23 protein-coding genes are annotated in these 24,392 nt (G+C 66.3%); 13 read left to right on the forward strand and 10 right to left on the reverse strand.

The window, feature by feature from the left end; all coding sequences use genetic code 11:
* Positions 1-81 precede the first annotated feature (81 nt).
* A complete protein-coding gene (locus tag AB4118_RS32220; RefSeq protein ID WP_441493575.1) occupies positions 82-351 on the forward strand; it encodes a hypothetical protein in 270 nt (89 codons plus the stop codon).
* A gap of 322 nt (positions 352-673) precedes the next feature.
* Positions 674-1,597 carry a cell wall hydrolase gene (locus AB4118_RS32225; protein WP_441493576.1) on the forward strand — a complete coding sequence of 308 codons (924 nt, stop codon included), beginning with the start codon at positions 674-676 and terminating at the stop codon, positions 1,595-1,597.
* Between the two features lie 149 nt (positions 1,598-1,746).
* On the opposite strand, the gene accD is transcribed toward AB4118_RS32225, so the two are convergent.
* Positions 1,747-2,625, reverse strand: coding sequence for an acetyl-CoA carboxylase, carboxyltransferase subunit beta (gene accD, locus AB4118_RS32230; protein WP_441493577.1), 879 nt, complete (start codon positions 2,623-2,625; stop codon positions 1,747-1,749).
* Positions 2,626-2,901: 276 nt separating this feature from the next.
* On the opposite strand from accD, the gene AB4118_RS32235 reads away from it, so the two are divergent.
* From AB4118_RS32235 to AB4118_RS32245, 3 genes are all read left to right on the forward strand, one after another.
* Entirely contained in the window at positions 2,902-3,399 is a 498-nt protein-coding gene (locus AB4118_RS32235; RefSeq protein ID WP_441493578.1) for a c-type cytochrome, read from the forward strand.
* A 55-nt stretch (positions 3,400-3,454) separates the two neighbouring features.
* On the forward strand, positions 3,455-3,952 hold the full coding sequence (locus AB4118_RS32240) for a hypothetical protein (RefSeq protein WP_441493579.1): 498 nt from the start codon (positions 3,455-3,457) through the stop codon (positions 3,950-3,952).
* Positions 3,953-4,377: 425 nt separating this feature from the next.
* Positions 4,378-4,734, forward strand: coding sequence for a hypothetical protein (locus AB4118_RS32245; protein WP_441493580.1), 357 nt, complete (start codon positions 4,378-4,380; stop codon positions 4,732-4,734).
* Between the two features lie 486 nt (positions 4,735-5,220).
* Here the strand turns inward: AB4118_RS32245 and AB4118_RS32250 are convergent, their stop codons facing one another.
* On the reverse strand, positions 5,221-6,042 hold the full coding sequence (locus AB4118_RS32250; RefSeq protein ID WP_441493581.1) for an ATP-grasp domain-containing protein: 822 nt from the start codon (positions 6,040-6,042) through the stop codon (positions 5,221-5,223).
* A gap of 357 nt (positions 6,043-6,399) precedes the next feature.
* On the opposite strand from AB4118_RS32250, the gene AB4118_RS32255 reads away from it, so the two are divergent.
* Together AB4118_RS32255 and AB4118_RS32260 are read left to right on the forward strand one after the other, a co-directional pair.
* Positions 6,400-7,815 carry a cytochrome P450 gene (locus tag AB4118_RS32255; protein WP_441493582.1) on the forward strand — a complete coding sequence of 472 codons (1,416 nt, stop codon included), beginning with the start codon at positions 6,400-6,402 and terminating at the stop codon, positions 7,813-7,815.
* A 216-nt stretch (positions 7,816-8,031) separates the two neighbouring features.
* The gene (locus AB4118_RS32260; RefSeq protein ID WP_441493583.1) at positions 8,032-12,030 is read left to right on the forward strand and encodes a Pls/PosA family non-ribosomal peptide synthetase; all 3,999 of its coding nucleotides are present in this window, start codon (positions 8,032-8,034) and stop codon (positions 12,028-12,030) included.
* Between the two features lie 198 nt (positions 12,031-12,228).
* Here the strand turns inward: AB4118_RS32260 and AB4118_RS32265 are convergent, their stop codons facing one another.
* The 7 genes from AB4118_RS32265 to AB4118_RS32295 are packed head-to-tail and all read right to left on the reverse strand — an operon-like array spanning position 12,229 to position 18,366.
* Entirely contained in the window at positions 12,229-12,882 is a 654-nt protein-coding gene (locus tag AB4118_RS32265) for an RraA family protein (RefSeq protein WP_113518985.1), read from the reverse strand.
* A gap of 37 nt (positions 12,883-12,919) precedes the next feature.
* Positions 12,920-13,942, reverse strand: coding sequence for a C-terminal binding protein (locus AB4118_RS32270; RefSeq protein WP_441493584.1), 1,023 nt, complete (start codon positions 13,940-13,942; stop codon positions 12,920-12,922).
* Between the two features lie 25 nt (positions 13,943-13,967).
* Complete coding sequence (locus AB4118_RS32275; RefSeq protein WP_441493585.1) at positions 13,968-14,720, reverse strand: amino acid ABC transporter ATP-binding protein; 753 nt, start codon at positions 14,718-14,720, stop codon at positions 13,968-13,970.
* A 2-nt stretch (positions 14,721-14,722) separates the two neighbouring features.
* Entirely contained in the window at positions 14,723-15,520 is a 798-nt protein-coding gene (locus tag AB4118_RS32280; RefSeq protein WP_441493586.1) for an ABC transporter permease subunit, read from the reverse strand.
* Positions 15,517-16,233, reverse strand: a complete 717-nt coding sequence (locus tag AB4118_RS32285) for an amino acid ABC transporter permease (protein ID WP_441493587.1) — start codon at positions 16,231-16,233, stop codon at positions 15,517-15,519. Before AB4118_RS32285 ends, AB4118_RS32280 begins: the two co-directional genes overlap by 4 nt.
* Positions 16,230-17,429 (reverse strand): alpha-hydroxy acid oxidase, encoded by a 1,200-nt coding sequence (locus AB4118_RS32290; RefSeq protein ID WP_441493588.1) that lies wholly within the window; start codon positions 17,427-17,429, stop codon positions 16,230-16,232. The genes AB4118_RS32285 and AB4118_RS32290 overlap by 4 nt, the downstream gene beginning before the upstream one ends.
* A 46-nt stretch (positions 17,430-17,475) precedes the next feature.
* Positions 17,476-18,366: a transporter substrate-binding domain-containing protein gene (locus AB4118_RS32295; RefSeq protein ID WP_441493589.1), complete on the reverse strand. Its 891-nt coding sequence runs from the start codon at positions 18,364-18,366 to the stop codon at positions 17,476-17,478.
* 139 nt (positions 18,367-18,505) lie between these two features.
* On the opposite strand from AB4118_RS32295, the gene AB4118_RS32300 reads away from it, so the two are divergent.
* The 6 genes from AB4118_RS32300 to AB4118_RS32325 all read left to right on the forward strand — a co-directional run bounded on the left by AB4118_RS32300 (position 18,506) and on the right by AB4118_RS32325 (position 23,797).
* Positions 18,506-19,459, forward strand: coding sequence for a LysR substrate-binding domain-containing protein (locus AB4118_RS32300; protein ID WP_441493590.1), 954 nt, complete (start codon positions 18,506-18,508; stop codon positions 19,457-19,459).
* Positions 19,456-20,379: a LysR family transcriptional regulator gene (locus AB4118_RS32305; protein WP_441493591.1), complete on the forward strand. Its 924-nt coding sequence runs from the start codon at positions 19,456-19,458 to the stop codon at positions 20,377-20,379. Before AB4118_RS32300 ends, AB4118_RS32305 begins: the two co-directional genes overlap by 4 nt.
* Before the next feature lie 103 nt (positions 20,380-20,482).
* Positions 20,483-21,826, forward strand: coding sequence for an acyclic terpene utilization AtuA family protein (locus AB4118_RS32310; RefSeq protein WP_441493592.1), 1,344 nt, complete (start codon positions 20,483-20,485; stop codon positions 21,824-21,826).
* Position 21,827: 1 nt separating this feature from the next.
* Complete coding sequence (locus AB4118_RS32315; protein ID WP_441493593.1) at positions 21,828-22,151, forward strand: DUF4387 domain-containing protein; 324 nt, start codon at positions 21,828-21,830, stop codon at positions 22,149-22,151.
* Positions 22,152-22,519: 368 nt separating this feature from the next.
* Positions 22,520-22,705 carry a hypothetical protein gene (locus AB4118_RS32320; RefSeq protein WP_441493594.1) on the forward strand — a complete coding sequence of 62 codons (186 nt, stop codon included), beginning with the start codon at positions 22,520-22,522 and terminating at the stop codon, positions 22,703-22,705.
* An 84-nt stretch (positions 22,706-22,789) separates the two neighbouring features.
* The gene (locus tag AB4118_RS32325) at positions 22,790-23,797 is read left to right on the forward strand and encodes a DUF1254 domain-containing protein (protein WP_441493596.1); all 1,008 of its coding nucleotides are present in this window, start codon (positions 22,790-22,792) and stop codon (positions 23,795-23,797) included.
* 353 nt (positions 23,798-24,150) lie between these two features.
* On the opposite strand, the gene AB4118_RS32330 is transcribed toward AB4118_RS32325, so the two are convergent.
* On the reverse strand, positions 24,151-24,392 hold a 242-nt coding region (locus tag AB4118_RS32330; RefSeq protein WP_441493595.1), incomplete at its 5' end, for an autotransporter domain-containing protein.

Raw genomic sequence — 24,392 nt, forward strand, 5'->3', positions numbered from 1 at the left:
AGGCAATGACCGTCCTGGTTTCGGAGGAGAGGGCGCCGTCGCTGATTGAGTCCCCATTGCCCCGGGGGTACATTCAGCGACATGACCGACGACTTCCCTGACATTCTCCGTTCGCCGCTCTGCCAGACTGTCACTCGCGATGGCGTGACGGTGCAGGTCGAGATCTACCGTCTCGCGGACAGCGAGGGCTGGACGCTCGAGCTTGTCGATGAAGATGGAGGGTCGACCGTCTGGGAAGAGACGTTCGCCAGCGACGCTGCGGCCTTGGCTGAGTTCAATGAAGGGCTGGAGGAACTGGGACTCGCTGGTTTGATCGACCCGGAAGGGGACGAAGAAGCGACGGTGCACTAGGGTCGAAATTCCGGCACGGCGACCGGCTTTCGCGGGGCGCTGCGTGGTCCCGGGCGATGAAGATGCGCGTCCGGGCGAGGTCCATGTTCCGGATCCATCGCGAGCGACACCAGTCCATTGGCACGGGCGAAGAGCCGCATGTTGCATGGCGCCGCCATGGCGGTCGTTGGACGGCCGCGCCGTGTTGACGGCCGAAGCGCGGTCGGGCACCTTCGCTCCGTTCATCTGGCGTTAACGTTCTGTTAACGTATTCAGGGTCCCTTCCAGGGATGACGGTCCGCCGCCTGCGGCAGCCCGGAGCCCGTAATCAGGAGGTTGCCGCATGAAGCGCGCCGTGATCGCTGCAAATGCTGTCCGTCCCGTCGGCAATGTTGGCCGTCCCATCGGCAAGAGCCGCTCCGGCCGCAAGGCGATCCCGCTTCTGATTTCACTGGCTGCGCCGGCGCTGGGCGCCTGCAGCATGTCGCCTGTCGAGACCGCTTCGACGGTGGCACCGGCGACAAAGGATCCTCGTGAGGCGCGCAAGCGCGCGGTTACCCTGGCCAAGGCCGATCCGCGCGAGAAGGAATGCCTCGTCCGCGCGATGTATTTCGAATCGAACCGGTCGAGCGATGCGGGTCTGCTCAGCGTCGGCACGGTGGTGATGAACCGGGTGGAATCGCCGCGTTACCCTGAGACGATCTGCGGCGTCGTCGGCGCGCCGCGCCAGTTCGCCGCGGGCGTGCTGACCCGCCCGATGGCTGCACGCGACCTGCCGAGGGTCGAGGCCATCGCGGAAGACATCCTCAATGGAAAGCGCCACGAGCCTGTCGGAGCGGCCAAGCATTTCCACATGGCCGGCATGCGCTTTTCCTATCCCAACATGCATTACGTGACCTTGGCAGGCGGGAACGCCTTCTATGTGAAGGGCGAGCGGCCCGAGCGGCGCCGCATCGAGGAGCCGAACTATCAGCTGGCTGCGCTCAACTTGCCTGCGGCTCCCGCCACCACATCGACCGTGCAGACCTCGTTTGCCGCCGCGCCGCTGGCATTCGCCCCGGAGGCTCCCGCGCCGGCCGTTTCTGCGCCGGCAAGCCCGACCTTGACGCTCGTCAGCACGATGCGGCTGCCGCCCAGCCGGCCCTATGATCTCGATATGCCCAAGAAGACCCTGCGCGCCCTCAGCGCGCCGCCGGCGAGCGGCCTCCGCGTGGCTGCGCTGCCGCCCGAGACCCGCGGCCTTCGCGGCGGCCTGTCGCTGGACTGACTGCGAGCGGCCGCCTGCGTCTGGACGCAGGGCGATCGACCGCCAGTCTTGCCTCCCCACAAGCTGGGGAGCGCTGCTGCCGCAGCCATGCGCGAAGCGTGCGATCGAGGCCGACAACGTCTCGGCGACGGCCGCAAGGATCAGCTCATTCAGGACGGGGGCCGCGACGGTTCGCGGGTCAGCAGGCCGCAGAGTCTCGCGAGCGTCGCGCGCATGTCGGCTCGGGGCACGACGATATCGACCATGCCGTGCTCCTTGAGATATTCGGCCTTCTGGAAGCCCTCCGGCAGCTTTTGCCGGATCGTCTGCTCGATGACGCGCGGGCCGGCGAAGCCGATGAGGGCACCAGGCTCCGCGATATGCACATCACCCAGCATGGCATAGGACGCCGTGATGCCGCCCGTCGTCGGGTCCGTCAGCACGACGAGATACGGCAATTTCGCCTTCGCCAGACGCCGTCGGGCCACGGTCGTGCGCGGCATCTGCATCAATGCCAGCATCCCTTCCTGCATGCGCATCCCGCCGCCGCTCGCGAACAGGATCAAGGGCGTGCGGTGCGAGATGGCGGCTTCTACAGCGGTGATGATGGCTTCCCCGGCTGCCATGCCAGGCGCGCCGCCCATGAAATGGAAGTCCTGGACCGCCACCGTGACGGGCATGCCCTCGAGCCTGCCGCGGACCACCTTGACCGCGTCCTGCAGCCCGGTCTTCGCTCTCGCCTCCTTGAGGCGGTCGATATAGCGCTTCGTGTCGCGGAAGCGCAGCGGATCGACCGGCCCTTCCGGCACGGGCACATCCTCCTGGGAGCCCGGATCGAGTGTGATCGCCAGGCGTTGCGCTGCCGTGATGCGCAAATGGTGACCCGAGCCCGGAATCACCCATAAATTGGCCTCGACATCCCGGTGGAAGACAAGCTGGCCGGTGACCGGGCACTTGATCCAGAGCTTTTCGGAGGTTTCCCTCCGCAAAAGGGTGCTGATCTTTGGCCGCACCACCGCGGTAATCCAGTTCGTCGGTGATTCCCGCATGGGCGTTCGCAAGCTCCGTTGCGTCGGTCGGACATTAGATGCGCTCGAACGGAATGCCGTGCAACCGGCCTGCGCTGCTGCCTTCGCGGCGATCTGGTGCTCAGTCCTGAAGCACTGCCCGGTTCCCGGCGGCGATCGAAAGCCGGCTTGCGCCTGGGCGCAAGGCGGCAGGCGCTATTCGATCCCGCATCGTTCAGGTAGCATGGACATGCCGCAGGAGAGTGGCCGCCCGGCGGCGAAGCACCGGCCGGTCCGCATCCCGCGCCGGAGGGTGCCATGCGATTCATCGCGGGTTTCGTCACAGCCTTCATCGTCCTGGCCATCGCCGGCCTCGCCCTGGTCTTCAGCGGCCTCGTCAATATCGCCGCCCGCGAGCCGCACAGCGCCCCGGTATTCGTCCTCCTGCAGACCGCCATGCGCCAGTCGGTCGCCCGCCAGGCGGCCAAGGTGCCGGCGCCGGCACCGTCCACGGACATTTCCCGGGGTTTCCGTCTCTACAACGAGACCTGCGTCTACTGTCATGGCGCCCCGGGGAAGGACCCGACCGATATCGGCAAGGGCCTCAATCCGGAGCCGCCCTTCCTGCCGGATACGATCCAGCACTGGAGCGCCGCCGAGATCTTCTGGATCGTCAAGAACGGGGTGCGGATGACCGGCATGCCGTCCTTCGCGGACACCCATAGCGATGACGACCTGCGGGCCGTCGTCGCCTTCGTGCAGAAGCTGCCGACCATGACCGAAGAGCAATATGCTGCCTATGAGAAGGCGCAGTGAGCGCCAGGCTCCATGGCGGCCGGCACCGGCTCGGGCCAATTCGAGGAGGACCATCATGCGAACCGCAACGTGCCTGCTGGCTGCGCTGTCACTGTCGACCCTGCTGATCGGCCCGGGCGCCTGGGCGGCCGGTTTCGAGTGCGGGGGGCGGCCGACCGCCGATACGCCGGCCGGCGTCAAGGACATCACGGCGCTGCTGCCGGTCTCCGATCCGCTCGACCATCCCGCCTCGCTCAATGCCGCCGTCGACACATTGCGCAGCCAGGGCCTGAGCAAGACCCTGATCATCGACAATCTGATCGGCGCCTATTGTGCCCTGCTGGCCAAGGACACGGCGCTGGCCGACGCGCAGAAGACCGCCCGGCTGCGGAGTTTCAGCCTGCAGGCGACGCGGGCGGTCTACGCCATCGAGATCGCGGACCGCATCATTCTCGACGTGCCGCTGATGCCCGACGTTGTCGACGCGGTCAGCGCCAGGGCGCGGGCGGCGGGGCTGACCCCGCAGGACTGGATTGCGCAGGCGATAGCCAAGGCGCTGGCCGCGCAGCCGTGAACGGCCGGGCTGCCGGGGAGCGGGCGCAGGACGGGCGAACGATCGGCAGCCTGAGTTGAACGCCACGGTGTCGCGTCGCAGAAGCGTCTGCAACGGGGGTGGTCCGTTATCAGCATTTTCCAGAGACCGACTGAGGTCCGGTCCAACCAGACCCGGACGTTGCCTTGACCGGTCGCCTGCGGCCGTTTGCGGTCGAGAGCCGAGGTCAGGCGGTCCGCTCAGGCAAGAGGTCCCGTCGGGCAAGAGGTCCTGTCAGGCAAGCGGTCCGGTCAGGCAGGTCCAGTCGGGAATGCTCGCCTCCGGGCCTCCGGCCACCGTCGAGTTCGCCGGCCTGGGGCTGGCTTCGGAGCTTGTGTGATCAAGCGCATGCAAGCGGGCGCGGGAAGGGGAGATGATCCGAGGGAACCCCCGGAAGGCTCGGTCCGATGTCCCTTTACACCGCGTTTGCCCCTCAATCCATCACCCGGGACGTCAGGGTTTCGATCCTTGCACGCGTTCCCGTGTCTATCGCCGCAGGTGCCCTGGTCGGGGCCATCATCCTCATGGCCTCGGCCATGCTGCGCCTCCTGCCGGATGGCTTTGCCGTATCGCTCCATGGCCTGTCGGTGGCATTGCTGCTGGCCTGCGTCGCTCTGGCCTTCGAGCACGGCGCGAAGGATGCAGGTCGGATGATCCGCGATACATCAGCCTTCATCCGCAGGATGCGCCTGATCTGCCTGTCGGCAGCCTTCGCACTGGGCTTCCTGATCCCGGTGCTGATCAGTGTGATTCCGCGGCTCTGACCCAAAAGGGATCGCGTCTCCAAAGTGGGAGTTGATACAGCCAGCTAGAAGGTACCGGGGAGTTCATCGGCTGTGCCTCCGGAAACGTCCGCGATCCGTTGAGAATTTCGGCTCGCGGTCGATAGAGCCGAACCATGTCCCCGTTGTAGAGGCTGACCGACCAGAACCCATCGACAGGAACGTTCGTGGCCTTCAGTTCCTAATTCGTAGTGCCATCAATTCTGGTCGGGGCCACGGTGGGCCATGGTTGAATCCGCTTATGCCGCGATCGGGACCCGTTCCTTGGCAAGGGCGAAGAGCGGCAAGCCCCCGGAGCGGCGAGACCGGCGCTCGCCGGCTCAAAAGCTTCGCTATTCCCCTCTCGAGGTCCGCATCTGTGACGCGTTCCGGATGCCGGCCCGGGCTAGCGGGGGCGGACCGGCTGAAGGCTGGCATTCGAAGGCCTCCGAGGGAGGACGCCGCGGCCCCGGGGCCGTGCCCTGTCGATTATCGGCACGTCGCTCTGATGCGGTGATCGAGCGATCCCATGACCGTGTCGTAGAGCGCATTCCCGATGAGCGCATCTTCATGGCCGGCATCGACATTGGGGTTGTCATTGACCTCGAGCACGAGGGGCCGCTCTCCACACTCCTTGACGTCAACGCCATAAAAGCCGTCGCCGACCGTGTCGGCGGCAGCCAGCGCAGCTGCCAGCACGGATTTGGGCGTTTCGGAGATGGCGACGGCCTCGGTCAAGCCTTCCCGATAGTCCCGTGAGCCCGCGTTCTGCACAACCTGCCAATGGCCCGGCACCATGTGATACCGGCAGGCGAAGAGCGGCCGGCGATCGAGCACCCCGATGCGCCAATCGAAGCGGGTCGGGATGTACTCCTGAGCGACCAGGACGGGGGAGCGATCGAACCATTGCAGGCAGCGCACCCGAAATTCGGCCTCGCCTTCCACCTTGCAGACGCCTCTGGAAAACGAGCTGTCCGGGAGCTTGACGACACAGGGCAGGCCGAGCAGCGGGATCGCATCGCCGATGTTCCCGCGGTGCAGGAGCAACGTCTTCGGCGTCGGCACCCGGTGGCGTTCGAAGAGACGGACCTGGGACACCTTGTCGGCGCAGATCCGCATCGAGATCGGGTCATCGATCGAGGCCAGGCCGAGTTCGGCCGCACGCAGCGCGAACTGGTGGGTGTAATCGTCCAGGCGCGTGTGATCCCGGATAAAAACGCCGTCGAACTCAGCCAGCCGATCGAGGTCGGCTTCTGCGACGATCGTAACATCCAGATCCAGCTTGCGTGCGCTGGCGAGAAACTGATCCATTGCAGCGCGATTGGACGGGGCGAGCGTCCGGCCGGGGGTCCAGAGGACGGCAAGCGCAGGTCGAGCCTTCCGCGCCGGGAGCGCGCGTGACGCTGCAGGGTCGCCTTGTGGAGCTGTCATCCTGCGCGACCCGGCGAGCTCCGCGTGCCCGATGAAGACCGGGCGTAGCTGCTGAACGTAACGATTCCCTGAATGCGAGGGATGGGTTCAGCCCCTTTTCCGGAGTGTTGCCTCGCCGGGCGCCCCCTTCGATCGGAGGGGATCGCCTTTTCAGCAGCCCTCAGCACCTGCCTTTGAAACGACACCCGCACAGGCCAGGCTCGCCCGGCGGTTCTTCGTTTCAGAAGGCGCCATCGCATGGTTCTGTCAGAGGTTCCCGCCGAGCCGTCCAAGAGGCGGACGCCCCCGGCGCCGATTCCGGGCGATCGCCAGCTCGGCCGTCTGGAGCTGCTGCTGCGCCTGCGCCGCAACCCGTTGACGATCTGGCGCCAGCAGCATTTCCAGGACCCGATCGTCGCCGGCAAGAGCGTGCTCGGCTATGGCGTCGTCATCTCCGACCCTGCTGCGATCCGGCACGTGCTCGTCGAGAACAACGCGAATTATCCGAAGGACGCGCTTCAGAAGACCATTCTCGCGCCCGGCCTGGGGCAGGGACTGTTGACGGTCGAGGGCGACGCCTGGAAGCGGGCCCGCCGCACGCTGGCCCCGCTGTTCACGCCGAGGCGGGTCGAAGCGCTTGCCGCGAGGATGCTGCCCCCGATCGCCAGTCAGGTGGCGCGGATGGCGCAGCGACGCGCCGGCAGGATCGTCGACATCGGCGAGGACATGACGCGGCTGACCTATGACGTGCTGGCCGAGACGTTGTTCTCGAACGCGATCGCGGGCGGCGCCGTGGCCTTCGGGCAGGCATTGACCCGCTATTTCGCGACGCAGGGGCGCATCGATCCGCTCGATATCCTGGGCGCACCGGCCTGGATCCCGCGGATCGGCCGCATTCGCGCGCGGTCCGCCATCGATTTCTTCGAGCGGCAGATCGAGGCGATCGTGACCGACCGGCAAACGCTGCGCCTGTCTCAACCGCCAAGCGCCGATCCGCATGCCCGCGATCTGCTGGATGCCCTGCTCGATGCGCGTGATCCCGAAACCGGCACGGGCCTCACCGACGCAGAGGTCGGCGCCAATATCGTGACCTTCATCGGCGCTGGCCACGAGACGACGGCCAATGCCCTGACATGGTCGCTCTACCTCGTCGCGATGGCCGACGATGTCAGGGAGCGCCTCGAGGCCGAGGCCGATGCGGTGGCGGCCGACCCTGTCGCCGCAGTGCTCGCTGGCGATCGCCTGACCATGACGCGCGCGGTGATCGAGGAGGCCATGCGACTCTACCCGCCCGTGCCCTCGCTGTCGCGCGTCGCGATAGCCGAGGATGAGGTCGGGGGCGTCGCGATCCCCAAGGGCGCGCTCGTGATCATCTCGCCCTATGTGCTGCATCGGCATCGCTCCCTCTGGACCGCGCCGACGCAGTTCTGGCCGGAGCGCTTCTTGCCTGGAGCGCGCGAGACGATCGATCGCTATGGCTATCTGCCGTTCGGCGCCGGACCGCGGATCTGCATCGGCCAGCATTTCGCGATGATCGAGGCCGTGCTGAGCCTGACCCAGCTGATCGGCGCCTTCCGGTTCGAATACGCCGGAAGCGATCCGCCGGTCCCGCAGCAGCGGATCACGCTGCGGCCGCAGGGCGGCATGCCGATGAAGCTCCGGGCCCGTCGTTAGAGTGCCGTCCGCAAGCGTTGCGATCGATCGCCCCGGCCAGGGGGCTTTCTCCTCCCGAGCCTGAAGAGCCTGCCTTGCGCTGACCCAGCGTTCGTGGGGCGGGGCGGGAACAACGCTTCGCAATGTCCTAACGCAATCTACATCTCTCATCGCTAGCAAATCCCGGTCTCGCACAGGCGGTTCAGCCTTGCGGCGTCTGGCTGGGGGAAGCGGATCATGCATGCCATCGTCGGGCGCGGTGCCGGAAAGCTCGTGGGCGCCGTGGAGCCCTCGCTCCTGCGCGACGAACTGCTCGGCGAGATCTTCGAGGCATCCGTCCGGCGGACGCCTGAGCATACAGCCATCATCTTCGCAGCCGAGCGCGTCACCTATGCCGAGCTCGACGCCCGCGCCGACAAGGTGGCGCGCGCGCTGCGGGCGCGCGGCGTCGGGGCAGGGGCCTTTGTCGGCCTGTGGATGTCGCGCTCGCTCGACCTGCATGTCGCGCTGCTCGGCATCCTCAAGGCCGGTGCGGCCTATATCCCCTTCGACGCCGACGCCCCGCCCGAGCGCATCGGTGAATGCCTCGCCGATTGCGAGGCCCGTATCATCGTCATCGACGACGTCACCGGCGCGAAACTCGACCGGGAGCTGCCCGCCGAGGCCGTGCGCTGCCCCGACCTGATCGCCGCCGGCACGGACGCTCCGCCGGTCGATCCGCGCAGTGAGGGCGTGACGCCGGCGAGCCCGGCCTATGCGATCTACACCTCGGGCTCGACCGGCAAGCCCAAGGGCATCGTCATCGCGCACAGCAACATCTGCCACTATCTGCGCTCGTCGAACCACGTCTATGGCATGGCGGCTGACGACGTCTCCTTCCAGGGCGCCTCCGTCGCCTTCGATCTCTCGCTGGAGGAGATCTTCGTCCCCTATCTCGTCGGTGCGACGCTCTGGGTCGCCTCGGCGCAGGTGCTGGGCGAGGTCGAGCGCCTGCCGGCCTTGATGACCGAGGCCGGCATCACCGCGCTCGACACCGTGCCGACGCTGCTCGCGATGATGCCGCAGGACATCCCGAGCCTGCGCATCATCATCCTCGGCGGCGAGGCCTGCCCGCCCGCCGTTCGCCAGCGCTGGTGCCGCCCGGGCCGCAAGGTCTTCAACTCCTACGGGCCGACCGAGGCCACCGTCGTCGCCACCGTCGACGAGGTCACGCCGGACGAGGCGGTGACCATCGGCCTGCCGATCCCGAACTACACCTGCTATGTCGTCGACGAGCAGATGGCGATCGTCGGCCCCGGCACCGAGGGCGAGCTCCTGATCGGCGGCCCCGGCGTCGCCGCCGGCTATCTCGGCCGTCCCGAGCTCACCGCCGAGAAGTTCATCGCCAATCCCTTCGGCGGCGACGGCACCGACCCGGTGCTCTACCGCTCGGGCGATGCGGTCACCATTACGGAGAAGGGCAAGATCCTCTTCCACGGCCGCATCGACGACCAGGTCAAGCTGCGCGGCTTCCGGCTCGAACTCGGCGAGATCGAGGCCAGGCTCTGCGACCTGCCCGGCATCGCGCAGGCGACCGTGGTGCTGCGCCGCGACGACGACATCGACCGGCTCGTCGCCTTCGTGGTGACAGACACGGCGACCGCCTTCGACCGTGCAGCGGTGCGCGCCGCCCTGAAGGAGACCCTGCCGCCCTATATGCTGCCCTCGCATTTCGAGGAGATGGCGAGCCTGCCGCGCCTGACCTCGGGCAAGGCCGACCGCAAGGCGCTGAAGGCGGCGCCGCTGACGATGGCAGCCTCCGTCGAGGAACAGGAGGAGCCCCGCAGCGCGACCGAAGCCGCGCTGCTCGACGCCGCCCGGCCGCTCTTCCCGGGCCAGACGATCGGGTTCGAGGCCGATTTCTTCGCCGATCTCGGCGGCCATTCGCTGCTGGCCGCCACCTTCCTTGCCGGCGTGCGTGCCAATCCCGCTTTGCCGAGCATCACGCTGGAGGACGTCTACAGCCTGCGCACCCTGCGTGCGATCGCCGCCCGGCTCGACGAGCGCAGGCAGGCCAATATCGGCCGGCCGCCTGCGCGCGATCTCACCTTCACGCCGCCGCCGCTGCGGCGCCGGCTGTTCTGCGGGCTGGCGCAGCTCGCCTGCATGCCGGTGCTGCTGCTGGCGCTGACCGGCCCCTGGCTGACGATCTATGTCATCTACGAGCTGATCACGGTCGACGGGCGCGTCGAGCTGCGTGAGATCCTGATGATGATGGGCATCTATGCGCTCGTCACGCTCTCGGTGATGATCGCCGGCATCCTCGGCAAGCGCCTGGTGCTCTGGCGCACGACGCCCGGCCGCTATCCGCTCTGGGGCGTCTATTTCTTCCGCTGGTGGCTCGCCCGCCAGTTCACCGGGATGGTGCATCTCAGCCTGATGCAGGGCACGCCGCTGGCCAGGGTCGCCATGCGTCTGCTTGGCGCCCGGGTCGGCAAGGGCGTCTTCGTCAGCGGCTTCGAGGCAGGCGCGATCGACCTCGTCGAGATCGGGGACGACGTCACGCTCGGCGGCAAGCTCAGCCTCGCCAATGCCGAGGTGATCGGCAACGAGCTGGTGATCGGCACGATCACGATCGGCAAGGACGCCTATATCGGCACCTCCTGCGCCATCGGCCATGACACGGTGATCGGGGAGGGCGCCGAGCTCGCCGATCTGACCGCGCTCGCCGCAGGCAGCCGCGTCGGCGCCTTCGAGCACTGGGACGGTTCGCCCGGCCATCGCACCGGCAAGGTCGATCCCGCGTCCTGGCCCCAGCACGCCCGGCAGCCCTCCGTGCCGGTCAGGGCGCTGCAGACCGTCTTCTTCGGCGCCATGCTTCTGGTGATGCCGGCGCTGGCGCTGCTGCCGATCTTCCCGGCCTTCTTCATTCTCGACCGTTTCGACGGGCCGCTGCAGGAGCTGGTCGGCATCGACTATCGCTGGGTCCTGCCGGTCCTCGCCTGGCCGACCGCGATGGTGCTGATGTTCGCCACCGTCCTGCTCGTCACCGCGATCCGCTGGCTCGTGATGCCGCGCTCGGTCGAGGGCACGCATGCCATCGCCTCCGGCTACGGCCTGCGCAAATGGACCGTGGGCCTGGCCTCGGATGTGATGCTCCAGAGCCTGTCCTCGCTGTTCTCCACGGTCTACATGCGGCTCTGGTACCGCATGATGGGCGCCAAGATCGGCAAGGACACCGAGATCGCCACCAATTTCGGCGGCCGCTTCGACATGATCGAGATCGGCGCGCATTGCTTCGTCGCCGACGAGGTCGTGCTCGGCGACGAGGATGTCCGCCGCGGCTGGATGACCGCAAAGCCCGTGCGCACCGGCGACCGGGTCTTCATCGGCAATGACGCCGTGGTCCCGCCCGGCGCCTTCCTGCCGACGGGCTCGCTGCTCGGCATCAAGTCGAAGCCGCCCGCCGACGTGGCGATGCAGCCCGGCGAGACGCGCTTCGGCAGCCCGCCGATCCTGCTGCCCTCGCGCCAGCGCTTCGACGATGCCGACATCGCCAAGACCTTCCGGCCTCCGGTCTGGCGCCGCATCCTGCGCGCTGTCCTCGAGCTGTTCAGCGCCTCGATGCCGACGATGATGTTCATCACGCTCGGCACGATCACGGCGGAGCTCTTCCTCTTCCCCGCCCTCGAAAGCGCCGAAGGCTGGAGCGAGTTCGCCCCGGTCTTCATCGCCTGCGCGGTCGGCACCTCGATTGCGCTGGCGAGCGCGGTGCTGCTGATGAAATGGCTGGTGATGGGCGTCTACCGGCCCGGCAATCGCGGCCTCTGGTCCTGGTGGGCGCTGCGCACCGAGGCGATGACGACGCTCTACTGGGGCACCGCCGGCGCGATCCTGCTCAATGCGCTGCGCGGCACGCCGATGCTGCCCTGGGTGCTGCGCCTCTTCGGCGTGAAGCTCGGCCAGGGCGTCTATCTCGACTCGACCGACATCACCGAGTTCGACTGCGTCAGCATCGGCGACTATGCCGCGATCAACGCGACCGCCAACCTCCAGACCCATCTCTTCGAGGACCGGGTGATGAAGGTCGGCCGCATCGAGATCGGCCGCGGCTGCGTGCTTGGCGGGCTGACCACGGTGCTCTACGACACCAATGTCGCCGACCACGCCCGGCTCGGCCTGCTGACCATCGTCATGAAGGGCGAGACGATCCCAGCGCAAACCGAATGGGCCGGCGCGCCTGCCGCACCGGCCTGAGGCGGCCTCGTCCAGCGGAGCGCCCAAGCCTTCGGGCGATGGGCGCGCTCATGCACGGGACCGATCGGGTGGATTGCTGACGTTCGCGCCAGCTCCAGAGGTTCAAGCCTTGCCCGAAACCCGGCATTCGCTATCGGGCCATACGGACCTCCAGCGCAGAACGATTGCCGCCACCCTCAACCAATCGTCGTTCCGCTGCTATTTTGCGGCCGGTATAGAGAACATTTCAGGTATTGTTCCGCCGGAACGGATCGTCTTGATCCAGTCCTCCTCCTTGAGCAGATGCGCCTGCGCGGCGGCCAGGACCTCCGCAGCGCGCTCCAGCGGTACGACAACAACGCCGTCGTCATTGCCGAGGACGATATCGCCCGATCGAACCGGCACGCCCGCGACCGCGACGGTGCCATCGATCGTTCCGCCAAATCCGTGATGCGGTCCCCTCGGCACGATGGCGCGGCAGAACATGGCGAAGCCGGCCTTGCGCAGATCGGAGACGTCCCGCACCGCCCCGTCGATGACCGCCCCGCCGATCCGCCTCTGAACGGCCTCTTCCGTCATGACCCCGCCCCAGACGGCCGTGTCTTCGACGCCGCCGGCATCGACGACGATGATCTCCCCCGGTCTGGCCGCAGCGATCAGCGAGCAGATCGGCCCGCAATCGCCGACCATCGTCGTTACGGTGCGGGCCTGGCCGCAGAGGATCGTGTCGGCAGCGATTGGCTTGATCGCCGCCTTCATCACCTGCGTGCGGTTCATGCAGTCGGAGGCTACGGCCGGCGGGATTGCCCGCCAGGCCTGGAGTTCTTCGGCGCTGAGCGCCCTGAAGTCGGTTTCGCTCTGCTGAAAGGCCATTGTCTTGTTCCCGTGTGCGAGAGGTGTTTGCCGGCCGTCAGTTCGCCTTGGCGTCCCAACCGGGATTGACGTTGTTCCGCAGCCGTCCCTCGAACAGGAATTCGAGCAGGATCTCGGCGGAGAAGGTGCGCATGTCGAGATAGCCGGCCTCCGAGTAGAAGGCGGCGTGCGGCGTCACGACGAGGCGCCCGGCGAGCCAGGAGGCGTTGCCGCGCCAGGCCTCGATCAGCGCCGGCGTCGGCACCGGCGGTTCCTTGGGCAGCACGTCGAGGCCGGCGGCGGCGATGTGGCCGCTCTTGAGCGCGTCGTGGAGGGCATCGACATCGACGAGCCCGCCGCGGGCGATGTTGATGAAGATGCTGCCGGGTTTCATCGCGGCGAACTGGGCTGCCCCCATAAGATTGCGCGTGTCGTCGGAGAGCGGCACATGCAGGCTGACGACGTCGGCGCGGCGCAGAAGTTCCTCCTGCGTGCGGACGCGCTCGATGCCCAGGCCGAGATCATGTCCCTCCGGCTGGAAGGGATCGACATAGATGACCTTCATGTCGAAGGCTGCGGCGCGGCGGGCGACCGCCGTGCCGATGCGCCCCATGCCGATCGCGCCGAAGGTCGATCCGCGGATACGGCGCACCACCGGCACGTCCTCGGCGACGAAGCCGGCGACCGGATCGGCCTTCAGCCGCGCCTCATAGCTGCCGAGCCCCCGCACGAGATGCAGCAGCATCGCCAGCGCATGGTCGGCCACCTCGGTGGTGCCGTAGTTCGGAACGTTCGAGAGCGGGATGCCGCGCGCGCGGCAGGCGGCGCCGTCGACATTGTCGAAGCCGACACCTACCCGCACGATCAGCCTGCAGCGATCGAGCTTGGCGACCACGTCGGCCGTGATCTTCATGCGGTGCCAGACCAGCACCGCGTCACAACTGCGCCAGATTTCGTCTGGAATCGCGTCCGGATCTGTCTCGTCGAAAACGATGTAGTCCAGCCTGTCGCCCGAGACGCCGTGCTCGACGTCGAGATCGCGCAGATGCGCGTCGGGAACCAATACCTTGAGGGCAGTCATCGCAATCAATCCTGGTCGCAGCGTTTCAGAGAACCTTGTCGAGAAAGTCTTTTAGGCGAGGGTCGGAGGGGGCCTTGAAGAGGGTCGCCGGCGGCGCGTGCTCGACGATGACGCCGCGATCGGTGAAGAACACCTCGTCGGCGACCTCCTGCGCGAAGCGCATCTCATGAGTCACCAGCACGCAGGTCATGCCCTCGCGCGCAAGATCGCGGATGACGCTCAGCACCTCGCTGACCATCTCGGGGTCGAGCGCGGCGGTGACCTCGTCGAAAAGGATGGCGCGGGGCTGCATGGCCAGCGCCCGCGCGATCGCGACACGCTGCTGCTGGCCGCCGGAAAGCTCACCCGGATAGGCGCCCTCCTTGCCGGTCAGCCGAACCTTGGCGAGCAGGGCGCGGGCGCGCTCCGTCACCTCCGCAGGTTTCTCGCCGAGCACCTGGATGGGCGCCATGGTGAGGTTCTGGAGTACCGTGCGATGGGGGAAGAGATTGTACTGCTGGAACACCATCGCAACCTGATGACGCAGCGGGATGAATGCGCGGTCGGTCCGGAGTTTCTCCACCTGGAAATCGCCGACGCGGATGCTGCCGCTGTTGATCGGCGTCAACCCGTTGATGCAGCGCAGGATCGTCGATTTGCCGGAGCCCGAGGGGCCGATGATGCAGACAACGCGGCCATCGTTGACGGAGAGCGAGACGCCCTTGAGCACGGGGAAGGCGCCGAACGACTTGTGGACGTCGCGCAGTTCGATGAAGGTTTTCGGAATGGCGGTCGTCATGGTCACCTCGCTCGCACGCGCCGTTCGAGCCAGCGTGTCAGGATCGCGATCGGAAAGCTGAAGAGGAAGAAGAGCAGCAGCACGAAAATGTAGACGGCCGTGGCGATGTGATCGCCGTCGCTGCCGATGACCGTGCGCGCGACCGAAATCACGTCGGAGGTCCCGGTGACCACGACGAGGCTCGTGCCGATGAACAGCATCGCATAGATCGTCATCAGGTTCGGCGTCATCAGCGGCAGCGCCTGAGGCACCACGATATGCCGCAGGATCTGCAGCCGGCGATAGCCGAGCGAACGCGCCGATTCCCACTGCCCGCTGGCGATGGCCTCGACGCCGCCGCGAAACACCTCGGCGATGTTCGCAGTCACCGGCAGGGCGAGCCCGACGATCGATTTCACCATCGGCGACAGGAAGACCGTGGCGCCGAAGACCGTGACCTCGAAGGGCAGCAGGTAGAGCATCGCGTAGAGCACGACCAGCCAGGGCGAGTTGCGCAGCACGTTCATCACGAATTCGGAGGGAAGGCGGATGAGTTTGCCCTGGGAGATCAGTCCGATCCCGAGCACGGCGCCGATGGCTGCGGCGATCGCCATCGCCCAGAGGCTGATGAGGATGTTCGCCGCAAAGCCCCCGGTCGAGCCGCTGAAGTCGGCCGAGCCGGAGAGCAGCAGCGGCGTTCGCAGCCAGATCTTCGCGAGAATGGCCGGCGTTTCGGCGCCATACACGGCGAAGAGCAAGGCGGCGAGCACGGCCGGAACGCCGATGATGCCGAGCAGGAAGGCGCGCCATTCGCGGCTCATGACGCCTGGACTCCGTATCCGGGGATGCGGAAGACGTCGCCCAGCCGGCGCAGGATGACGACGGCGAGGCTCGCCAGGGCGACGTAGAGAATCCAGATCAGCAGCATGACCTCAAGATTCCTGAAGGTCTCGAGGGAGATCTGCGTCGCGCCGTACATGATGTCGGGAACCGCGACGAGCGCTGCCTGCGACGAGGTCTTGATCAGGCTGACGACGTTGTTCGTCATAGCCGGCATCGACAGCCTGAGGCCAATCGGCAGCTCGACATGTCGAAAGGTCTGGAACCGCGTGTATCCGAGCGAGCGCGCGCCTTCGACGGTCTGAGACGGCACGGCGAGCAGACCCGAGCGGATGATCTCGACCGCAATCGCGCCGTTGTAGAGACCCAGCGACAGCACCACGCAGGTGAAGCCCGAGAACAACGGCACGCTGCGGCCCGTCGTCGGATCTGTCAGCTTCAGCCCGACTTCGGAGAGCATGAAATAGAGGAAGAAGAGCTGCACCAGCGGCGGCGTGTTGCGGAACAGCTCGACCAGAACGGTCGTCAGCGTCTCCAGTACCGGCAGGCGGAAATGCAGGCAGAGCGCGCCCGCCACGCCGATCACCAGCATCAATACGATGCCGAGCAGGCTCATCAGGATTGTCGTTCCCAGGCCGCGCAGCAGCCAGGTCTGGTAGAGGGCGTCGCTGAGCCAGCTGTAGTCGAGGCTCATGACAGAGGTCTCCGATCCCGCAGTAGCTCGACCTCCGCCAGGCCGGGCAGGTCATCGATGCCGAGTAGCGCCATGGCGATGTCGATCTCCTCTGCCAGCAAGGCGATGGCCTCGGCGGCGCCACGCTGGCCGCCGATGGCCGCCGCCATCAGCATCGGCCGTCCGACGAAGACGAAATCGGCGCCGAGCTTGAGCGCCTTCAGCACGTCGGCGCCACGCCGGATGCCGCCGTCATGCATGACAGTCAGCGTCAGGCCGCGCTCGGCGATACGCTCCAGGGCCGCCAGCGAACTGGCGGCGCAGTCGACTTGCCGACCGCCGTGATTGGAAACGATGATGCCGTCCACCCCGGCCTTCTCGGCCACGGCCGCATCGCCGGCCGCCATGATGCCCTTGATGACCAGCTTGCCCTTCCAGCGTCGGCGCACCGCCTCGATATGCGGCCAGGACAGGGCGTCGCGCCGGCCGATATCGCGGACCAGGGTCGCGGAAAAGACCGGGGGCCCCTGTCCGGCATCCATGTTCTCGAAGCGGAATTTCAGCGCGGCCAAGCGGTCGCGCAAGAGAACGCGCCGGAGCCAGCCCGGGCGCGACAGCCCCTGCCAGGCGAGGCCCAGGCTCGGCTTCACCGGTGAATGGAAGCCGTGCCGCGCGGCGCGCTCGTGCTTGGGGTGCACGGCGGTGTCAGCGGTGATCACCAGAGTGTCGAAGCCGGCCGCCTCGACGCGGTCGATCAGCCTCGCGATGCGGTCCGCTTCGCCTGGAACATAGGCCTGGAACCAGCTCGTCGCGCCGGCCGCCCGGACCTCTTCCATCGCTGTCAATGAAGCGCCGCTGAGGATGAAGGGGATGTCGGCATCGGCGGCGGCCCGCGCGAGCGCAATGTCGCCATCCGGGGCGATCAGCCGGCTGAGCCCCATCGGCGCGATTCCGAAGGGCAGGGGCCTTTCGACGCCGAACAGCGTTTTGGCGAGCGAGCGCCGCGAGACGTCGACGAGCACCTTGGGCAGAAAGGCGAGCTCGTCGAATGCACGAAGGTTGCGGGCGTGCGTCGCCTCGTCGTCGGAGGCGCCGGCGAGGTAGTGATAGAGCGCCGGCGGCAGCATGCGTCGCACGCCGGCATCCAGGCCGGCGAGACCGGCGCTGCCATCGATGGCGCGGCGCCTGTTGCGAGGAGCGACCTTCAACGCATGCATGATGAGCCGAACCCCGCTCGCTCGCGCCTGACCCTCCGCGCTCGCGCTACTGCGCCTTCTTCGCATCGGCAGCGCGCTTCTGGACGTATTCGCTCTCGCCGAGATTGTACTTCTTCTCGCCCTCGACCATCAGCCCGCCGGCTTCGGCCTTGATGATGGCCGTGTCGACGGCCTTGAGGAATGCGGGCTCGTTCTTGCGCACGCCGCCGGCGATCGGGACGTATTCGAAGGTCTGCAGCGCGATCTTGTACTTGTCCTTCCAGCCGTCCTCCATGACCTTCATGTTCAGGTTCGGGCCGTCAAAGGCGATGGCGTCGCAGCGGCCGCCCTGGAAGGCGCTGAAGATTTCGGCGGTTCCGGTGAACAGCACCAGCTCGGCGCCCATCTTCTCGCTCAGCGTCCGGTTGTAGAGATTGCCCTGGCTGCCGCAGATCTTCTTGCCGCGAATGTCGTCCCAGCTCTTGTAGGTCGCTTCCTTCGGCGCCATCAGGACGATACCGGCCATGGAATAGTAGTGCTGCGTGAAGTCGATGACCTTGCCGCGATCCGCGGTGACGCCGAGCGTCGCGAAGATCACGTCGATGCGGCCGGCATTCAGGAACTCGATGCGGTTCGAGGCGACGACCGGGACGTATTCGATCGCAGTTTCCGAGCCCAGCAGGTCCTTGGCGACGGCCCGGGCGAGATCCACCTCGAAGCCGACATTCTGGGCCTTGGGGTCCAGATAGCCGAAGGGGATGTAGTCGTTGCGGATGCCGACGATGAGCTTGCCGCGCTGCTTGACGCGGTCGAGTTGGTCGGCTTGCGCGGCGCCGAGCGAGGCGGCGAGGCCGAGCCCGATGAGCGATGCACCGGTGAGGTAGCGTGCGCTGCGAACCGTGCCGGCCGAGACGGACATCATGGCGCGCAGGCGCCGCTGGGCGTTTTCGATGAACATGACGATCCCCATTGTCCGAACGCTTGCCGGAATGTCCCTCGGACATCCTCGTGCGTCCTTGAGGGGATGATCATCTTGCAGAATATAATTTTCCAATAGAAAATTATCGCTGCAGAATAACTGGAGCTTATGTCGTCGCATGAACGTCCGCCAGATCGAGGCCTTTCGTGCCGTCATGACCACGGGCAGTGTGACGCGCGCCGGCGAGAGGATGAGCATCTCGCAGCCGGCAGTCAGCCAGCTCATCGCCCTGTTCGAACGCCATTGCGGCTTTCGCCTCTTCGAGCGGCAGGGCAGCAAGCTGGCCCCGACGCGAGAGGCCCAGGCGCTGTTTGCTGAAGTGGAACGGATGTTCGTAGGCGTCGGTCAGATTGCCCGGGTCGCGACGGCGTTGCGCGACCAGTCCTGGGGGGCGCTCAGCATCGCCGCCTTTCCCGCCATCGCCCGTCGCGTCGTGCCCGACATTCTGTGGGGCTTCTGCAAGGACAGGCCCGATACGCGTTTTCGCATCGAAAGCATGCGTTCCCGTAGCCTGATCGACGCCGTCGCCACCCAGCATGTCGATGTTGGCTTTAGCTTTCTGCCGAGCGATCGGCCTGAAGTCGAAAGCACGCATCTTCACCGGCTGCGCGGGCTCTGCATCCTGCCCGCCGGCCATCGCCTGGCCACGCGCCGATCCATCGAGGCTCACGACCTGACGGACGAGGACTTCATCTCGCTCGGGCCGCAGGACCATTCGCGTTTCGTCATCGACAGGATCTTCGAGGAGCGAAAGATCCAGCGGCGCCTGCGCATCGAGGTCGGCCAGTCGGAGACTGCCTTTTCCTTCGTCGCGGCCGGCGCCGGTGTGGCGGTGGTCGATCCGATCAGCGCCTACAACAACACCAACCCCGCCGTCATCATCCGGCCGTTCTCGCCTGCGGTCGAGTTCGACATCTGGCTCATTCGCCCAAAGGCGGCGCGATCCTTCAACCTCGTCGACAGCTTCGTCGCGCATGCCCTGGCCGAGCTGGAACGCTTCGCCGACCAAGTCGCGGACGGGCACGGCATGAGTGATGAAATGCCTGCACCTGCCGAGGCGCCGCGCGCATGAACATCCGCCAGATCGAGGCCTTCAAGGCGATCATGGAACTCGGCAGCTTCACTCGGGCGGGTGAGAGGCTCGGGCTGTCTCAGCCGGCCGTCAGTAAGCTCGTTCTGCTGCTCGAACGCAAATGCGGCTTCGGCCTGTTCCATCGTCAGAGGAACGGCGTCATCCCGACCGCCGAGGCGCAGATGCTGTATGCGGAGGTCGAACGCGTCTTCCTCGGCGTCGATTCGATCCAGGCGCGCGCCAGGGCGATCCAGCGGCTCGACTATGGCGAAATCCGGCTCGTGGCCTTTCCCTCGCTCGCCACCCGCATCCTTCCGTCGATCCTGGCCGAATTCCTGGAGGCGCGGCCTGGCCTGCGGATCGAGATGTCGAGCCGCAATTCCTGGCTGCTGGTCGAGCGCATCGCCACGCAAGCCGTCGACGTCGGCTTCGGCATGTTCGCGGCTGACAGGCCGGGCGTGCGGTTCGAGAAGCTCTGCACCATGCGCGCCGTCTGCGCACTGCCGCCGGGCCACAGGCTGGCCGGACTGGATGTGGTCCATGCGACCGATCTCACCGGGGAACGCTTCGTCGGCATGGTCGAGGAGGATCGCGCGCAGTTGCAAGTCGACAAGGCCTTCGCCGAAACCGGAGCCCGGCCCAACGTCGTCCTGACGGCGCAACTCACCGAGGCCTGCTGCTCATTCGTCGCGGCCGGCGTCGGCGTGTCGGTCGTCGATCCGTTGAGCACCGAAGGTTTCGCGAGCGGCCAACTGGTCGTTCGCCCTTTCCGGCCCGCCGTGGATTACGACATCTGGGTCGCCCTGCCGAGCTTCCGCGATGCCGCGCTCGGCACGCGCGCTCTCGTCGAGCATGTCAGGACCGGCTTGACCCGCAAGCTCGCAATCATGGCGACAGCCATCGGGGAGCCTCCGATCTAGCATATCTTTTCGTTATGTCTGAGGCGGCAGAAGCGATTTGACCGCAGGCCTCGTGCGACCGCCTCTATCGTGGAAGGAACTTCTTCGCGAAAGAGAGGCAGGAATGCCGCCCATCACAGTCCTCGCCCCCACCGGAACGCTAGGTTATGGCTTTGGCGAAGAAGCGCTCGCGCGCGGCATGTCGCTCAACCCAGCCGTGATCGCCGTCGATGCCGGGTCGACCGATCCGGGTCCGCATTATCTCGGCTCGGGCAAGCCCCTCGTCTCGGACGTCAGCATCAAGCGCGAGCTGACCGCCCTGATCCGTGCCGGGCGTGCGGCTGGCATACCGGTTATCGTCGGCAGCGTCGGCGGCGCGGGATCCGGCGTCCAGGTCGATCGCACGGCGGCTCTGGTCCGCGAGATCGCCAGCGAGAACGGGCTGCAGCTCAGGCTGGCCACCATCCGCTCGGATATCCCGATCGAGCGCGCGAAGCAGGCGGTGGCGGCGAACGAGGTGCTCGACTTCGAGGCCGGCTACCCCCTGACGCAGGGCGCGCTCGACGAAACGGTCACCCTGGTCGCGCAGATGGGGCATGAACCGATCTGTGAGGCGCTCGACGCAGGCGCCAACGTGATCATCGCCGGCCGCGCCTGCGACGACTCCGTCATCGCCGCCTATCCGATCTGGAAGGGGGCCGATCCGGCCCTGGCCATCCACATGGGCAAGATTCTTGAATGCGGCGCATTCTCTGCCGAGCCATTCGCCATGGATGTGATGCTCGGCACCGTGGACGAGGACGGCTTCGTGCTGGAGCCCGGCAGCATCAGGCGGCGGGCTTCCGTCAAATCCGTCTCCGCACATTCGCTCTACGAGCGCGAGAACCCGTTCAGGCAAGGCGGCCCGGGGCATGAGATCGACCTCACCGGTTGCTCCTTCGAGCAGCTCGGCGATAGGCAGGTGCGCGTCACTGGTGCCAGGCTGACCGAGACCGAGGACTACTATGTCAAGCTGGAGGGCGCGCGACTCGCCGGCTATCGCTCGATCGCGATCGCCGGTATTCGCTGTCCGACCACGATCGCGGCGCTCGACGGCATCCTGGACCAGCTCGAAGAGCGGGCACGCGACTATTTCGCGCCCGATCTTATTTCGGTGCAGTTCCATGTCTATGGCCGCGACGGCGTGATGAAGGAGCTGGAGCGGGAGCATTCGCCAGCGCGGGAAATCGGCCTCGTGATCGAGGTCACCGCCGCTTCGCAGGAACTTGCGCATGCCGCCTGCCACCAGATCAGCGGAGCCATGCTGCACCATCACTACGAGGGCATCATCAACCCCTCCGGAAACCTCGCCTTTCCCTATTCCCCGTCCGACCTCGATGTCGGCCCCGTCTACGAGTTCAGCGCCTATCACCTGATGAAGGTGGCTTCGCCGACCGAGCTTTTCCCAGTCACGCTGGAGGATTTGTGACATGGCCGCCCGTCCGCTCCGCGAGATCGCCGACATCGTTCGCAGCAAGAATGCCGGTCCCTACCGCATCACCTTCGACATCCTGTGCAGGGAGAAGGCGAACTACGAGACCATCCGGAATTCCGGCGCGATAACGCCGGAGACGGTCGCGAAAGCTTACAGTCTTGACCCCTCGGACATCTCATCCTTCTTCGAGATCGACATGGCCAACGCCATCAAGATCACGATCAGGCGCCCGCGCGCCCAGGGTTCCGCGGGCGAGGGCGACATGTATGGCTGTCAGCAGCACGTTCCGTTGATGAACATGCTCGTCCCAATAGGTTAGACCACGCTGCGCTTGAAAACCGCGATCCACTTTTCGGGCCGATGCTTTCGTGGAACGGCCAGGCCTCCTGGCGATGGTCGCGCTCATGCACAGGACCGAGTCCGCCGTCTCCGCCATCTCGCTCTGGCCCGCCCTCGAAAGCCCGGGCCGTCATCCCCGGGCCAGCCGCCGCCCTTCCTGACGGCGACGCCGGGACCGCTGCTCCCCTGCGGCGATATGAGCGTCGCGCGCGGGGGCCGAGAGGAGCGCGGCAGAGCTCGACCAGCTTCACCCGGTCGCCGGCCTTGATCGCTGTGATCAGCGCCCCATGCTCGGCGCGAGCCCTGCGCCGGATGCGCGGGGTTTGCTGCCGTGATCGAACGGGCGCCATGAACTTTCTGCGCCATCATCTGGATCGGCGCGACCAGATGCGCGTTGCCGCAACTGGTGAAGAAGACCCGGTCGCGATTGGCGCGAAATGGCAAGACGGGCAGGCGGCCCATGCACGAAATGCCGCGGCGGCAGTCCTGGCGGGGCGGATCACGGGTTTCCCCCGCCCCCTGGGCTGGCGATAAGCCGCAGCACGGACGCGGACCCATTCGGTCATGCCCCGATGAGCACATGAATCAGAGACGCCAATGAGGTGCCGTTCCATGCGAATGACGTCGATCTACAGCCTGAGTTTCCTGGTTCTCGCGCCATGCGCGGCGTATGCGCAGACGGTTCCGGTCAATGTCGACAACTTCAAGCGCGCCGAGACCGATTTCTATATGGCAAAAACGGCCGCTGACGGCGGCTTCGGCAAATTCGCCCATAGCAGGACGCCGACACCGATCGACAAGCAGCCCGTGGTCCGGATGAACCGGGATACGCTCTACTCCCAGGCGCTCTTCGACCTCGACGCCGGCCCTGTGACCATCACCCTTCCCGAAGCCGGGAAGCGCTTCATCTCGATGCAGGTCATCAGTGAAGACCATTACACCCCGATGGTGGTCTACAAGCCCGGCCGCACGACGCTGACCAAGGACAAGGTCGGCACCCGCTATGTGTTCGTTGCGGTCCGTATCCTTGTCGACCCCAACGACACCAAGGACCTCGCGCAGGTTCACGCGCTGCAGGATGCGCTTAAGGTTGAGCAGAAGTCGGCTGGCAAGTTCGAGGCCCCGAACTGGGACCTGGCTCAACAGAAGAAGATCCGTGACGCGCTCGAAGCGCTGTCGGCGGCATCCGGCAGCTTCACCAACGCCTTCGGCCCGAAGGGCAAGGTCGATCCGGTCAAGCACCTGATCGGCACGGCAGCCGGCTGGGGCGGCAACCCCGACAAGGACGCATCGTACCCCTCGTTCACCCCGGCCAAGAACGACGGCACAACGGTTTACAAGCTCAAGGTCAAGGATGTCCCTGTCGACTCGTTCTGGTCGATCAGCGTCTATAACGACAAGGGCTTCTTCCAGAAGAACGATTACGACGCCTATTCGGTCAACAGCATCACCGGCAAGAAGAGTGCCGATGGCGCGATCGACATCCAGTTCGGCGGCTGCGACGGAAAAATCGCGAATTGCCTGCCGATTACGCAGGGGTGGAATTACACGCTTCGGCTCTACCGTCCTCGGGCCGAGATCCTGAATGGCAAGTGGACGATGCCGGAGGCGCAGCCTGCATCGTAGACGGCATCAGCCCCGTTCGTCCGGCCGGCAAGCAGCGGTAACCTTCCACCCGCTCAAGCCGTTGGCCGCATGGTGAAACCGGGACGGCGGTCGTCCGCCGTTCCGGTCCTCCTCGGACGGAGACTGAAGCTTCGCAACCTCGGCGTCCTCGCTCCGGACCGGATGAACACCCTATCGAGAGCTCACATCGAGATCATCGGACCGGATATCGTATCCAGTCCGATGATCTAACCCTTTGTCTTTGCATCGGCTTTGCCCCGAAAGCCGCAATCCACTTTTCGGGGCGATGCTTTAGCCATCTGTGATTGCATCGGCTTTCCCGAAAACGGCAGTCCACCTTTCGGGCCGATGCCCTAGAACCGGACGTCGATCCTGCCCTTGAGGGCATGATCACGGGCGTTGTCGCCCAGTGCGGCACTGTAGCTGACGCCGAGCGTGGTGGTGGCGGTGGCGCGCCAGGCGAGGCCGGCCTCGGCCACCAGGGCGTTGCGGGCAAGCGGGGCGGCAAAGGTCTGGAACGGTGTTGCGGCACCGATGAAGGCAAGCTTGGCCGCGGGTGTGGTGTCGCCGAAGGCATGGCGCCAACCGAGCATGC

This window comes from Allobosea sp. 2RAB26 (assembly GCF_052115465.1).
Lineage (GTDB): Bacteria > Pseudomonadota > Alphaproteobacteria > Rhizobiales > Beijerinckiaceae > Allobosea.

Coding starts and splice junctions, on each gene's coding strand:
- AB4118_RS32220 (WP_441493575.1), top strand. CDS start 82: ATGACCGACGACTTCCCTGACATTCTCCGTTCGCCGCTCTGCCAGACT.
- AB4118_RS32225 (WP_441493576.1), top strand. CDS start 674: ATGAAGCGCGCCGTGATCGCTGCAAATGCTGTCCGTCCCGTCGGCAAT.
- accD (WP_441493577.1), bottom strand. CDS start 2,625: ATGCGGGAATCACCGACGAACTGGATTACCGCGGTGGTGCGGCCAAAG.
- AB4118_RS32235 (WP_441493578.1), top strand. CDS start 2,902: ATGCGATTCATCGCGGGTTTCGTCACAGCCTTCATCGTCCTGGCCATC.
- AB4118_RS32240 (WP_441493579.1), top strand. CDS start 3,455: ATGCGAACCGCAACGTGCCTGCTGGCTGCGCTGTCACTGTCGACCCTG.
- AB4118_RS32245 (WP_441493580.1), top strand. CDS start 4,378: ATGTCCCTTTACACCGCGTTTGCCCCTCAATCCATCACCCGGGACGTC.
- AB4118_RS32250 (WP_441493581.1), bottom strand. CDS start 6,042: ATGGATCAGTTTCTCGCCAGCGCACGCAAGCTGGATCTGGATGTTACG.
- AB4118_RS32255 (WP_441493582.1), top strand. CDS start 6,400: ATGGTTCTGTCAGAGGTTCCCGCCGAGCCGTCCAAGAGGCGGACGCCC.
- AB4118_RS32260 (WP_441493583.1), top strand. CDS start 8,032: ATGCATGCCATCGTCGGGCGCGGTGCCGGAAAGCTCGTGGGCGCCGTG.
- AB4118_RS32265 (WP_113518985.1), bottom strand. CDS start 12,882: ATGGCCTTTCAGCAGAGCGAAACCGACTTCAGGGCGCTCAGCGCCGAA.
- AB4118_RS32270 (WP_441493584.1), bottom strand. CDS start 13,942: ATGACTGCCCTCAAGGTATTGGTTCCCGACGCGCATCTGCGCGATCTC.
- AB4118_RS32275 (WP_441493585.1), bottom strand. CDS start 14,720: ATGACGACCGCCATTCCGAAAACCTTCATCGAACTGCGCGACGTCCAC.
- AB4118_RS32280 (WP_441493586.1), bottom strand. CDS start 15,520: ATGAGCCGCGAATGGCGCGCCTTCCTGCTCGGCATCATCGGCGTTCCG.
- AB4118_RS32285 (WP_441493587.1), bottom strand. CDS start 16,233: ATGAGCCTCGACTACAGCTGGCTCAGCGACGCCCTCTACCAGACCTGG.
- AB4118_RS32290 (WP_441493588.1), bottom strand. CDS start 17,429: ATGCATGCGTTGAAGGTCGCTCCTCGCAACAGGCGCCGCGCCATCGAT.
- AB4118_RS32295 (WP_441493589.1), bottom strand. CDS start 18,366: ATGTTCATCGAAAACGCCCAGCGGCGCCTGCGCGCCATGATGTCCGTC.
- AB4118_RS32300 (WP_441493590.1), top strand. CDS start 18,506: ATGAACGTCCGCCAGATCGAGGCCTTTCGTGCCGTCATGACCACGGGC.
- AB4118_RS32305 (WP_441493591.1), top strand. CDS start 19,456: ATGAACATCCGCCAGATCGAGGCCTTCAAGGCGATCATGGAACTCGGC.
- AB4118_RS32310 (WP_441493592.1), top strand. CDS start 20,483: ATGCCGCCCATCACAGTCCTCGCCCCCACCGGAACGCTAGGTTATGGC.
- AB4118_RS32315 (WP_441493593.1), top strand. CDS start 21,828: ATGGCCGCCCGTCCGCTCCGCGAGATCGCCGACATCGTTCGCAGCAAG.
- AB4118_RS32320 (WP_441493594.1), top strand. CDS start 22,520: ATGAACTTTCTGCGCCATCATCTGGATCGGCGCGACCAGATGCGCGTT.
- AB4118_RS32325 (WP_441493596.1), top strand. CDS start 22,790: ATGACGTCGATCTACAGCCTGAGTTTCCTGGTTCTCGCGCCATGCGCG.